At 72.3% G+C, this 11,726-nt stretch carries 11 protein-coding genes and 1 pseudogene; 8 read left to right on the top strand and 4 right to left on the bottom strand.

From position 1 onward, the window contains the following. Positions 1-155: 155 nt before the first annotated feature. Positions 156-611 (top strand): ASCH domain-containing protein, encoded by a 456-nt coding sequence (locus tag C2142_RS28855; protein WP_148645645.1) that lies wholly within the window; start codon positions 156-158, stop codon positions 609-611. Between the two features lie 77 nt (positions 612-688). On the opposite strand, the pseudogene C2142_RS28850 reads toward C2142_RS28855, so the two are convergent. The 3 genes and pseudogenes from C2142_RS28850 to C2142_RS28840 form a co-directional block, all read right to left on the bottom strand. Further along, positions 689-1,273 (bottom strand): annotated as a pseudogene (locus tag C2142_RS28850) (YdeI/OmpD-associated family protein). A gap of 177 nt (positions 1,274-1,450) precedes the next feature. Continuing rightward, positions 1,451-2,512, bottom strand: coding sequence for a ribosome small subunit-dependent GTPase A (gene rsgA / locus C2142_RS28845; protein WP_241003288.1), 1,062 nt, complete (start codon positions 2,510-2,512; stop codon positions 1,451-1,453). A 441-nt stretch (positions 2,513-2,953) separates the two neighbouring features. After that, positions 2,954-3,958 (bottom strand): cytochrome c oxidase assembly protein, encoded by a 1,005-nt coding sequence (locus C2142_RS28840; RefSeq protein ID WP_148645643.1) that lies wholly within the window; start codon positions 3,956-3,958, stop codon positions 2,954-2,956. Between the two features lie 521 nt (positions 3,959-4,479). On the opposite strand from C2142_RS28840, the gene C2142_RS28835 reads away from it, so the two are divergent. Further along, complete coding sequence (locus tag C2142_RS28835; protein ID WP_241002836.1) at positions 4,480-5,862, top strand: FtsW/RodA/SpoVE family cell cycle protein; 1,383 nt, start codon at positions 4,480-4,482, stop codon at positions 5,860-5,862. Positions 5,863-5,956: 94 nt separating this feature from the next. Here C2142_RS28835 and C2142_RS28830 read toward each other — a convergent pair whose 3' ends face one another. After that, positions 5,957-7,255: a YihY/virulence factor BrkB family protein gene (locus C2142_RS28830; RefSeq protein WP_148645641.1), complete on the bottom strand. Its 1,299-nt coding sequence runs from the start codon at positions 7,253-7,255 to the stop codon at positions 5,957-5,959. A gap of 175 nt (positions 7,256-7,430) precedes the next feature. Here C2142_RS28830 and C2142_RS42030 point away from each other — a divergent pair, with 175 nt between their 5' ends. From C2142_RS42030 to cysD, 6 genes are all read left to right on the top strand, one after another. After that, positions 7,431-7,514, top strand: a complete 84-nt coding sequence (locus tag C2142_RS42030) for a putative leader peptide (RefSeq protein WP_329492070.1) — start codon at positions 7,431-7,433, stop codon at positions 7,512-7,514. Positions 7,515-7,714: 200 nt separating this feature from the next. Continuing rightward, positions 7,715-9,439 (top strand): nitrite/sulfite reductase, encoded by a 1,725-nt coding sequence (locus C2142_RS28825; protein ID WP_148645640.1) that lies wholly within the window; start codon positions 7,715-7,717, stop codon positions 9,437-9,439. A gap of 73 nt (positions 9,440-9,512) precedes the next feature. Further along, positions 9,513-9,692: an IS1 family transposase gene (locus C2142_RS28820; RefSeq protein ID WP_148645639.1), complete on the top strand. Its 180-nt coding sequence runs from the start codon at positions 9,513-9,515 to the stop codon at positions 9,690-9,692. Further along, on the top strand, positions 9,673-10,374 hold the full coding sequence (locus C2142_RS28815) for a phosphoadenylyl-sulfate reductase (protein ID WP_148645638.1): 702 nt from the start codon (positions 9,673-9,675) through the stop codon (positions 10,372-10,374). Before C2142_RS28820 ends, C2142_RS28815 begins: the two co-directional genes overlap by 20 nt. A 38-nt stretch (positions 10,375-10,412) precedes the next feature. Continuing rightward, the gene (cysC, locus tag C2142_RS28810) at positions 10,413-11,009 is read left to right on the top strand and encodes an adenylyl-sulfate kinase (RefSeq protein WP_277347278.1); all 597 of its coding nucleotides are present in this window, start codon (positions 10,413-10,415) and stop codon (positions 11,007-11,009) included. Then, a partial coding sequence (cysD, locus tag C2142_RS28805) for a sulfate adenylyltransferase subunit CysD (RefSeq protein WP_241002835.1) occupies positions 11,006-11,726 on the top strand: 721 nt, incomplete at its 3' end. The genes cysC and cysD, both read left to right, overlap by 4 nt.

Genomic DNA, 11,726 nt, shown 5'->3' with positions numbered 1-11,726 from the left:
TGTACCCACCCCGCAGCTACTGTGACCGGTGTCGGCGACCGCGGCCGGCCGCCCACCCGTGACCGCCTCACCCGACCGCCTCATCCCCTGCCCCTCTCACCTCTGGCCGTCTCACCCCTGACCGCCTCAGCATCCGCCCCGGTACTGGAGCCCCCATGAGCGAGCAGTCCTACACCGGTCCGAACGACCCGAAGGTCACCGCGCTGCCGGTCGGGGAGTTCGCCTTCCCCGGGCCGTTGCGCGACCAGCTGGTCGCGGCCGTCCTGAGCGGCGCCAAGACGAGCACCACCGGTCTGCTCGCCGACTACGAGCACGCGGGCGACCCGCTGCCGCAGGTGGGCGTGCACTACGCGGTGATCGACTCGGACGGCCGGCCGGTCGCGGTGACCGAGACGACCGACGTCCAGGTGGTCCCGCTCGCCGAGGTCGGCCTCCAGCACGCCCTCGACGAGGGCGAGGGCTACACCACGGTGGCCGAATGGCGCTCCACCCATGAGGGGTTCTGGCACAGCGAGCAGATGCGCGCCGCGGTCGGGGACCCGGACTTCACCGTGAACGACGCGACGCCCGTCGTCCTGGAGCGCTTCCGCCTGGTGGCCGACCTGCGCTGACCCGCCGGGTCATGCCGCACCCTGCGTGGTCAGTCGCACCCCCGCGGGTCATGCCACACCCCCGGGGTCATGCCACGTCACGCCGTCCGGTCCTCGTCGGCGAGCGTACGCACCACCCGGTCGAGCCGCGCCTGCCTGGTCCCGGGCGTGAGCGCCTGGAGCAGCGGCAGGATCAGCTGGTAGCGCGCCGTGCGGTCGAGCGCCGCGAACGCCCGCCCCGCCACGGGATCGGCTTCGAGCGCCGCCGCGAGGTCGGACGGCACCGTCGCCGACTTCTGCGACTCGTAGGCCGCCGCCCAGCGCCCGTCCTGCTGCGCCCGGCGCACCTCGGCCAACCCGGGTTCGCGCATCCGCCCGGCCGCGGTCAGTTCCGCCACCTTGTCGACGTTCACCTACGACCAGAGGCTCCTGGGCCGGCGCGGCACGTACCTCTGCAGGTAGTACTGCGCGTCGAGCGGCTTCCGCTGCCCCGAGATCCAGCCGTAGCAGAGCCCGAGGTCGACCAGTTCGTCGCTGCTGACCGTCGGGATGCCGGTCTTCTTCTTCGCCAGCTTGATCCACACGCCTTCCTGGCGGGTGTGGTGCTCGGCGAGCCAGCTCTCGAACGCCGCGGCGTCCGCGAAGGCGATGATCTCCACCCCGTCGATCTCGTTCCCTTCCATGGGCCTCAGGCTAGCGGCGCGCCTCGCCGCCCGGCCGGAAAGCCAGCGGCCGGGAGACCACCGGACGCATCGAACGGACGGCTTGGGCCGGGCGACCACCGGCCGAACGACCACGGACAACCGCCGGACGACGTCCGGCCGGGGTGGCCGGGCCGCCAGGGGCCCGGCCGCCGGCGGTCACTTCTTCACAGGCCCTCCCGCAGCACGCACCGACTTGGTGATGCTCTTCCACTTCTTCAGCCGGGCCGAGGCCAGCCGGGCGTCCGAGCGGGAGGCGATCCACTCGCTCTCGCGCTGGAGCTTGAGGTAGCTGTCCATCCGGCGCTGCGGGAGCGTGCCGTCGGCCAGGGCGGCCTGGACGGCGCAGCCGGGCTCGGTGTGGTGGCCGCAGTCGTGGAAGCGGCAGTCCTCGGCCAGCTCCTCGATGTCGGAGAAGGCCATCGCCACGCCGTCGCCGCCGTAGAGGCCGACCTCGCGCAGGCCGGGGGTGTCGATCAGCACGCCGCCGCCGGGCAGCGGGATCATCTCGCGGGTGGTCGTGGTGTGACGCCCCTTCTGGTCGACCGCGCGGGCCTGCTGGACGGCCATCACGTGGGTGCCGGCCAGCACGTTGGTCAGCGTGGACTTGCCGACGCCGGACTGCCCGATGACGGCGGTGGTGCCCGGCGTGCAGGCGCGCAGCACGTCGACCCCCTCGCCGGTCTCGGCGCTGACCACCAGCACGGTGACGCCGGGTGCGATGGACTCGACGTCGGACCGGATGAAGTCGGCGTCGTCCACCAGGTCGGCCTTGGTGAGGACGACGACCGGCTCGGCGCCGGACTCCCAGGCCAGGGCGAGGAAGCGCTCGATCCGGCCGAGGTCGGGCTCGGCGGCGAGCGAGGCGGCGATCAGGACGGTGTCGACGTTGGCGGCCAGCACCTGGCCGTCGGAGCGCTTGCCCGCCACCTTGCGGATGATCGCGGTGGAGCGCGGCAGCAGCGCCGCGACGGCCGGCATCGGCTGGGCCGCGAGGTCCACGGCCGCCCAGTCGCCGGTGCACGGGCAGTTGATCATGTCGGCGTCGCCGACCGGCCGGGTGTCGGCCCGGACGGTGCGCAGCTCGCCCGTCTCCGGGTCGGCCAGCACGGCGTCGCACTGGCCCCGGTCGACGCGGACGATCCGGGCAGGCGTCAGCCCGGCCTCGGCGAGCGGGGCGAAGTACTCCGCGAACTCGGCCGTCCAGCCATAGCCGACCAGCGGGGAGTCCGAGGTCGCGGAGGAGGTGAGGTCGGAGGAGGTGAAGAGAGAAGAGGAAACGGAGGCAGCGTTGAACAACGCAGTGGGCCCTTCGGGAGGAAAGTGATCCCGCCGGGCTACGGCTGCGCGCGCGAGTGCGGCGGTGTCAGCCGACGGCCGGGAGGGAGAGGTGGTGTGTACGAGCGCTGCTCAGGGCAGCCGTGACGACAGCGACAGCCACGAGGCTCACCTCCTGCTTCTCCTTGGGCCGGCAACAGTGCGGCCCCCGAATGGACTGCTCACACCGTAACGAGCACCACCGGCCCTGCCAACCGGTTTTTGACCTGCGGTTATTCGGCCGGACCGGGCGCGGCAGGGCAGGGCAGAACGGGTCCAACGGCGACGGTCCGCAGCGGACCACGGCGGAGACACGGCAGCCCACGGCGGACCCGCGCCGACCGGTCAGGACGGCCGCCCGCCGTACCGGTGCCGCAGGCCGGGATCGTCCAGCCACCAGGGCCGCATGCCCTGCTCGTCCGCCGCCGGTGCGCCCGCCGCCTGGGCCTCGGCGGCAGCCGCCTCGAAGCGGGCGTCCAGCTCGGCGTCCACGGCGGCGTTCTCCTCCCGCCCCTGCACGATCATGCGGCGGACCAGCGCGGCCACGAACGGCAGCCCGACCAGGTCCCCGAGCACCCAGAGCGCGTTGCCGCCCCAGGTCTGGTCCTGCACCGGGCTCGGTCCCCACGGCCGGCCGAGGGCCTCGTAGTAGTGCCCGGCCACGAGGTGGCCCCCGTAGATCAACAGGATGCCGAGGGCCGCGTCGAAGATCACTTCGGCGAAGGTGATGAACAGGCCGACCAGGTGCGGGTACTCGTGCCCGACCGGGTCGATCTGCAGGCGCGGCCAGAAGTACGCCAGCCCGAGCGCGACGAGTGCCAGGTGCAGCACGGCGTTCCCCACCGGGCTGGTCAGCGACTCCTCGTACCAGGGGGTGCAGTAGAGCAGCCACGGCGGAGTCAGCAGCAACGCGGTCGACACGGCCGGGAACATCAGCACCCTGGACGGACGGCTGCGCAGCGCCCGCAGGATCCGCTCCCGGCGGTGCGGCGGCGAGGAACGGGCCAGCAGGGAGACCGGGGCGCCGAGCGCGAGCAGCAGCGGGACCAGCATCAGCAGCAGCACGACCTGGACGGCGCGGTCGGTGAAGAGCACCCGCTCGTACACGCCGAGACCGGAGCAGGTCGCCCAGACCCAGAGCAGCAGGCCACCGGCGAAGGCGGCCGTCCTGGTCGGCTGCCAGCGCTCCCCCTCGACCCGGGCGACCGTCCGCACGGCGTACAGGTACCAGCCGCCGAGCAGTACGGCGACGGTGAGCACCAGCGGCTCGGCCGTCCACGAGGTGGCCAGGTCGGACCAGTGCCAGGGCGGCGGCCCGTGATAACCGACCGCCTGCGCCGAAGCGTCCATCCGCCTGCTCACCTCGTCCGTGCCGTGCCGCTGCCGCCTCGCCGTCGTCCGGGCGGAGTGGACGGCGCCCGGCCATCATGGCCGCGCGGGAGTGGATCACCGACGTCAGGGGGCCTCTCTATACCCCGGGCCGAACAAGGCTTTGCCAACACCGGCCCTGCCTTTGCCAAGCAGGGTCCCGGCTTTGCCAACCCCGACCCCGGCTTTGCAAAGTCCACTCTCAGTCACTTTGCAAAGCGCAGGGACCGAGCTCCGGGCCAGCGCCAGCTCCCCGCCTCCCACCAGGAGGCCGTCCCCAACACTTTGCAAAGCGCACGCCCCGCCCCTCCCCGAGGCCGGCCAGCAACACTTTGCAAAGTCCGGCCCCCGTGCCGGGCCGCACCCTCGCCCCCCACCGTGCCGGTCCGCACCCTCCCCTGCCCTCCCCTCCCCGCGCCCCGCAACCGCCGCGCCGTCGGGCTCGTCTGGAAGGGTGCGCCGTCGGCACTCCGCCCACGGGGAGCCGGCAGGGGGACGCAAGGGTGCCGAGCACTGCACGCGGCGAGGGCCGCCGCCGGGCCACGCGCCTTCGCAACGTCGAGCTCTTCCTGCTCCTCCTCGCCCTCGTGGTCTGCCTGGCCGGGCACGTCGACGCCGCCCTGGGACTGACCGGCCACCTGCCGCCCGGCCTGACCGCGCACGGCACCGGCCTGGGCCTGCTGGCGCTGGCCGCCCATCTGGCGGTGCGCCGCTTCGCCCCGTACGCGGACCCGCTGATCCTGCCGCTCGCGGTGCTGCTGACCGGCTTCGGCCTGGCCCTGCTCGACCGCCTGGACTTCTCCTACCGGCTCGCGCACGCGGCCAAGGGCGACTGGCAGAAGATCCCGACCGCGCCGGCCCAGCTGACCTGGGTGGTGATCTCCGTCGTGGCGGCCGTGGTGCTGATCGCGGCGGTGCGCCACCACCGCGTCTTCCAGCGGTACGTCTACCTGCTGATGACGGGGGCGCTGATCCTGCTGGCCGCGCCCGCCTTCTTCCCCGGCGACACCTTCGGGGCGAAGCGCTGGATCCGGCTCGGCGGGCTCTCGTTCCAGCCGGACGAGTTCGTGAAGGTCGCCATCACGATCTTCTTCGCTGGTTATCTGATGGCCTACCGGGACGTGCTGGCGCTGGCCGGCCGCCGGGTCTGGGGGCTGACCCTGCCGCGCGGGCGGCACGCCGGGCCGGTGCTGACGATCTGGGTGGTCAGCCTGCTGGTGCTGGTCGTCGAACGCGACCTCGGCACCTCGCTGATCTTCTTCGGCGTCTTCGTGGTGATGCTCTACACGGCGACCGAGCGGACCAGCTGGATGGTGATCGGCCTGCTGATGGCCGTCGGCGGGGCGGCCGTGGTCGGCACCCTGGAGCCGCACGTGCACGGCCGGGTGGAGGCCTGGCTGCACCCGCTGGACTACTACCTCCCGGCGCACTCCCCGGCCCTGGTCTCGGAGCAGCCGGCCCAGGCCCTGTTCAGCCTGGGCACCGGGGGCCTGACCGGGACCGGGCTCGGCACCGGCCACCCGTGGGAGATCGGCTTCGCCGGGCGCAGCGACTTCATCTTCACCACGGTCGGCGAGGAGCTGGGCCTGACGGGGGTGACGGCGGTGCTGATGCTCTACGCGCTGCTGGTGCAGCGCGGGCTGCGGACGGCGGTCGGTCTGACCGACCCGTTCGGGAAGCTGCTGGCCACCGGACTGTCGGCGGCGCTGGCGCTCCAGGTGTTCGTGGTGGTGGGCGGGGTCAGCGGGCTGATCCCGCTGACCGGCAAGGCGTTGCCGTTCCTCGCGGCCGGCGGCTCGTCACTGCTGGCGAACTGGCTGATGACCGCCCTGCTGGTGAAGCTGAGCGACTCGGCCGGACGGACCGCCCTGGAGCCTTCCCCGTAGATCGGCCCACCCCGGCACCGCCCCCACCGACGCACCACCCCGGCACCGCCCCCCGTCAACGCACCACCCTGCCGCCCGCCCCGTCTCCAGCAGGTCAGCCCTGGTCCCATGGCGGCCGCGGTGGGTGGGAGGGCAGCTGGTAGTCGGGCGGCGGCGCGGTCGGCCGGTCGCTGTCCGGGGGCGGCGGGGCGGGCCGGTGGTGCGGGCCGCCGCCGCGGGTGGTGAGGCGGGCCCGGACGTTGTCGGCGGCGAGCACGTCGGCCCAGCGCTCGGGGTACTCGGAGGGCACGTCGACGTCCTCGCCCTCGTCCTCTCCCCAGTGCTCCTCCTCGGCGCCCTCGGCGAGGCCCAGTTCGCGCGCCCGCCGGGCCCGCTCGACGGCGCGCCGGGCGGCCACCTCGCGGACCACCGCGGCGGCGGCCTCCTCGTGGGCGCGTTCGTTCTCGGCGCGGGCGTCGGCGGTTTCCAGGGTGGGCCAGCGGCGGTCTATGGCGGCGTTCATCGCGGCGCCGATGAGCACCGCGAGCGCGACGACGAAGATCCAGAGCAGGACGGCCACCGGTGCGGCCAGCGAGCCGTACACCGACGGGCCCTCGACCGAGCTGACGAGGTAGAGCCGCAGGGCCACGCTGCAGAAGACCAGCACCACCAGTGCGACCAGCGCGCCCGGGATGTCCTCCCGCCAGGGTGTGGAGACGGGCACGGCGAGGTGGTAGAGGGTGGTCAGGAAGACGATCAGCAGCAGGATCGCGACCGGCCAGTAGAGCGCGTTGACGACGGTCGCGATGTCCGGCACGGCGTTCTGCACCAGTCCGGGGCCGGCCATCAGCAGCGGCAGCACCAGCGAGCCGATCAGCAGGGCGCCGAGGTAGAGGCCGAGCGACATCAGCCTGGTCTGGACGATGCCGCGCTTGCCGTCGAGCCCGTACATGACGGTGATGGTGTCGATGAAGATGTAGAGCGCCCGGGAGCCGGACCAGAGCGAGAGCAGGAAGCCGATCGACACCAGGTCGGGCCGGGTGTGGTCGAAGACCTCCTTCAGCAGCGGTACCACGACCTGCTGGACCGAGGAGTCCGAGAGCACCGTCCCGGCGGCCTTGACGATGTCCTGCTTCAGCTTCTCGATGGTGCCGGCGCCGAGGAAGTCGTCGAGGTACCCGAGGGTGCCGGCCAGGCAGAGCAGCAGCGGCGGGATGGAGAGCAGGGTGAAGAACGCCGCCTCGGCGGCGAGGCCGGTGACCCGGTACTCGACACAGGTGTTGGTGGTGTCCTTGACCAGGGCCCAGGCCGTACTGCGCCAGGTGACCTGCTTGGCCGCCCGCCGGGCGCCCCTGCCCCGACGACGGGAGGGCCGCTCGGGGTTCGGTCTCGTCGTTTCGCCTGCTGGTTGCACAGGGCTAACGGTATCGGGCCGGAGCAGGTCCGTTGATCTCCGTGTCGTACAGCGGTCACCGGGCACCGATCCGGCGAGCGGCGGGAACGCTCCAGCATCTCGGTATGCGAAACCTTTGCGTCCATAATTCGGACGTTAGTGGACCGCACGTCGTGCTCCGTGCGAATCTCTTGCCATGCCAAGCGCCGGAACCACCCTAGTAGGTCGACTCCACGTCGATCTCCTTCGCGTGTCCAGCGCCATCTGTCCGGTGATCTGAGCCCCACCCCGCCGCCACCCACCGCACCCGGCGCCACCACCCTCGCCATCCCCGCTGAAGCGGATGTGCAGGCGCCCGCCCGGCCCCGGTCACTGCTCTCCCGGCCCTGACAAACCAGCAGGTCACAGCAGCAGCGCACCGCCGAGCACGCCCCAGCGACCCACCCGGCGTCAGAGCCACCTGCCCCGAAGGACTTCACCATGGCCACCACTCCCGAGACCGCCGAGCCCACGGCCGACAGCGCCGCCGAGCGCCGTCCCGCCGCGCCGCGCAAGGTGACCCGCCACCGCGGTGAGGGCCAGTGGGGCATGGGCCACTTCACTCCTCTGAACGCCAACGAGCAGTTCAAGAAGGACGACGACGGTCTCAACGTGCGGACACGTATTGAGACGATCTACGCGCACCGCGGCTTCGACTCGATCGACCCGGCCGACCTGCGCGGCCGGATGCGCTGGTGGGGTCTGTACACCCAGCGCAAGGAGGGCATCGACGGCGGCAAGACCGCCATCCTGGACCCCCACGAGCTGGACGCCGAGTACTTCATGCTCCGGGTCCGCATCGACGGCGGCCGGCTGACCGTCGCCCAGCTCAAGGCGATCGCCGAGGTCTCCGAGCTGTACGGCCGCAACACCGCCGACCTGACCGACCGGCAGAACGTGCAGTACCACTGGATCCGGATCGAGGACGTCCCGGCGATCTGGCAGAAGCTGGAGGCCGTCGGCCTCTCCACCACCGAGGCCTGCGGTGACACCCCGCGCGTCATCCTCGGCTCGCCGGTGGCCGGCATCGCCGAGGACGAGATCATCGACGGCACCCCCGCCATCGAGGAGATCCAGCGCCGCTTCATCGGCAACCCCGAGTTCTCCAACCTGCCGCGCAAGTTCAAGTCCGCCGTCTCCGGCTCGCCGCTGCTGGACGTCGCGCACGAGATCAACGACATCGCCTTCGTGGGCGTGGTCCACCCCGAGCACGGTCCCGGCTTCGACCTCTGGGTCGGCGGCGGCCTCTCGACCAACCCCAAGCTCGGTGTCCGCCTGGGCGCCTGGGTCCCGCTGGACGAGGTCGCGGACGTCTACGGCGGTGTCATCGGCATCTTCCGCGACTACGGCTACCGCCGGCTGCGCAACCGCGCCCGGCTGAAGTTCCTGGTCGCCGACTGGGGCGTGGAGAAGTTCCGCCAGGTCCTGGAGGACGAGTACCTCAAGTACCAGCTGGTCGACGGCCCCGCACCCGAGGAGCCCGCCGGCCGCTGGCGCGACCACGTCGGCGTGCACCGGCAGAAGGACGGCAACTACTACGTCGGCTTCGCGCCGCGCGTCGGCCGGGTCGACGGCCGGCTGCTCGGCCGGATCGCCGACCTCGCCGCCGCCCACGGCAGCGACCGACTGCGCACCACCGCCGAGCAGAAGATGCTCGTCCTCGACGTCGCCGAGGACCGGGTCGAGTCCCTGGTGGCCGGCCTGGAGGCGCTGGACCTGCGCGTCACCCCGTCGCCGTTCCGCCGCGGCACCATGGCCTGCACCGGCATCGAGTACTGCAAGCTCGCGATCGTCGAGACCAAGGAGCGCGGCCGCACGCTCATCGACGAGCTGGAGAAGCGCCTCCCCGACTTCGAGGAGCCGCTGACCATCAACATCAACGGCTGCCCGAACGCCTGCGCCCGCATCCAGGTCGCGGACATCGGTCTCAAGGGCCAGCTGGTGACCGACGCCGACGGCGAGCAGGTCGAGGGCTACCAGGTCCACCTGGGCGGCGCGCTCGGGCTGGAGGCCGGCTTCGGCCGCAAGGTCCGCGGCCTCAAGGTCACCAAGGACGGCCTGCCCGACTACGTCGAGCGCGTCCTGACCCGCTACCAGGCCGACCGCGCCGAGGGCGAGCGCTTCGCCCAGTGGGCGGCCCGGGCGAGCGAGGAGCAGCTGTCGTGAGCGAGCGGAGAGAGCGAACCGTGGAAGAGGGGCGCGTCTCGCGAAGCGGACGCCGAGCGAAGCGAGGCGGGCAATGAGCGAGCGAGCGGCACCGTTCTTCTGCCCCTACTGCGGGGACGAGGACCTGCGCCCGTCCGAGGCCGGGCACGGCGCCTGGGAATGCCACAGCTGCCGCCGGGCCTTCCAGCTGAAGTTCCTGGGACTGCTGTCACCGGCCAACGGGGGTAAGGCGCATGAGCGACACGACGACTGACTACGAGCAGCTGGCGCTCAGGGCCGGCCGCGAGCTGGAGGAGGCGCCCCCCCAGGAGATCCTGAAGTGGGCCGCCGACACCTTCGGCAGGCGGTTCTGCGTCACCTCCTCCATGGAGGACGCGGTCGTCGCCCACCTCGCCTCCTCGGTCTTCCCCGGTGTGGACGTGGTGTTCCTGGACACCGGCTACCACTTCCCGGAGACCATCGGCACCCGGGACGCGGTGGCCGCGGTGATGCCGGTCAACGTCATCACGCTGAAGCCGCTCCAGACCGTGGCCGAGCAGGACGCCCGGTACGGGCCCGCCCTGCACGACCGCGACCCGGACCTCTGCTGCTCGCTGCGGAAGGTCGAGCCGCTGAACCGCGGTCTCGGCGGGTACGACGCCTGGGCGACCGGGCTGCGCCGCGACGAGTCGCCGACCCGGGCAAACACCCCGGTGGTCGCCTGGGACGCGAGGCGCCGCAAGGTCAAGCTCGCCCCGATCGCCCGCTGGACGCAGGAGGACGTGGACGCCTACGTCAACGCCAACGGCGTGCTGCTCAACCCGCTGCTGTGGGAGGGGTACACGTCGGTCGGCTGCTCCCCGCTCTCCTGTACCCGCAAGCCCGCCGAGGGCGAGGACGCCAGGGCCGGCCGCTGGTCCGGCTCCGGCAAGACCGAGTGCGGCATCCACCTCTGACCCGCACGACCCCCCTTCAGATCTCCAGGAGTAACCCCGTGACGACCACCACCCCGGCCGCCGGCGGAGCCGCAGAGGCGGCCCCCGCGGCCGCACCCTGCGAGCGCGGCGCCACCGTGTGGCTGACCGGGCTGCCGAGCGCCGGCAAGACCACGCTCGCCTTCGCCCTGGCCGGGCGGCTGCGCGCCGAAGGCCACAAGGTCGAGGTCCTGGACGGCGACGAGATCCGCGAGTTCCTCTCCAAGGGCCTCGGCTTCACCCGCGAGGACCGGCACACCAACGTCACCCGGATCGGCTTCGTCGCCGAGAAGCTCGCCGCCAACGGCGTGAAGGTGCTCGCCCCCGTGATCGCCCCCTACGCCGACTCCCGCGCGGCGGTCCGCGAGCGGCACGCCGCCCACGGCACCGACTTCCTGGAGATCCACGTCGCCACCCCGGTCGAGCTGTGCGCCGAGCGCGACGTCAAGGGGCTGTACGCGAAGCAGGCGGCCGGCGAGCTCTCCGGCCTGACCGGCGTCGACGACCCGTACGAGGCCCCCGCGGACCCCGAGCTGCGACTGCAGACCCAGGGCCGCGAGGTGGCCGAGAGCGCCGCCGAGCTGCACGCCTTCCTGACCGAAAGGGGTCTCGCATGACCACCGCGACCGACAGCCTGGTCAACACCGACGACACCCCCTTCGCGCTGTCCCACCTGGACGCGCTGGAGGCCGAGTCGGTGCACATCTTCCGCGAGGTCGCGGGGGAGTTCGAGCGCCCGGTGATCCTCTTCTCCGGCGGCAAGGACTCCATCGTCATGCTGCACCTGGCGCTCAAGGCCTTCTGGCCGGCCGCCATCCCCTTCTCGCTGCTGCACGTGGACACCGGCCACAACTTCCCCGAGGTCATCGAGTACCGCGACCGGGTGGCGGCCAGGCACAACCTGCGCCTGCACGTCGCCCACGTCCAGGACTTCATCGACGACGGCCGGCTGCGCGAGCGCCCCGACGGCACCCGCAACCCGCTCCAGACCGTCCCGCTGCTGGACGCCATCGAGGGCAACAAGTTCGACGCCGTCTTCGGCGGCGGCCGCCGCGACGAGGAGAAGGCCCGCGCCAAGGAACGCGTCTTCTCCCTGCGCGACGAGTTCGGCGCCTGGGACCCGCGCCGCCAGCGCCCCGAGCTCTGGTCCCTGTACAACGGCCGGCACGCCGTCGGCGAGCACGTCCGGGTCTTCCCGCTCTCCAACTGGACCGAACTGGACGTCTGGCAGTACATCGAGCGCGAGGGCATCGAACTCCCGCAGATCTACTACGCGCACGAGCGCGACGTCTTCTCCCGGGGCGGCATGTGGCTGACCGCCGGCGGGCGGCCCC

This window comes from Streptomyces sp. CB01881 (genome assembly GCF_002953255.1).
Taxonomy (GTDB): Bacteria; Actinomycetota; Actinomycetes; order Streptomycetales; family Streptomycetaceae; genus Kitasatospora.
This window is presented reverse-complemented; position numbering and strand designations above follow the sequence as displayed.

Excerpts from the sequence above, each read along its gene's own strand:
- C2142_RS28840 (WP_148645643.1), bottom strand. The coding sequence starts at position 3,958 with ATGGACGCTTCGGCGCAGGCGGTCGGTTATCACGGGCCGCCGCCCTGG.
- C2142_RS28825 (WP_148645640.1), top strand. The coding sequence starts at position 7,715 with ATGGCCACCACTCCCGAGACCGCCGAGCCCACGGCCGACAGCGCCGCC.
- C2142_RS28855 (WP_148645645.1), top strand. The coding sequence starts at position 156 with ATGAGCGAGCAGTCCTACACCGGTCCGAACGACCCGAAGGTCACCGCG.
- C2142_RS42030 (WP_329492070.1), top strand. The coding sequence starts at position 7,431 with ATGCCAAGCGCCGGAACCACCCTAGTAGGTCGACTCCACGTCGATCTC.
- C2142_RS28820 (WP_148645639.1), top strand. The coding sequence starts at position 9,513 with ATGAGCGAGCGAGCGGCACCGTTCTTCTGCCCCTACTGCGGGGACGAG.
- C2142_RS28815 (WP_148645638.1), top strand. The coding sequence starts at position 9,673 with ATGAGCGACACGACGACTGACTACGAGCAGCTGGCGCTCAGGGCCGGC.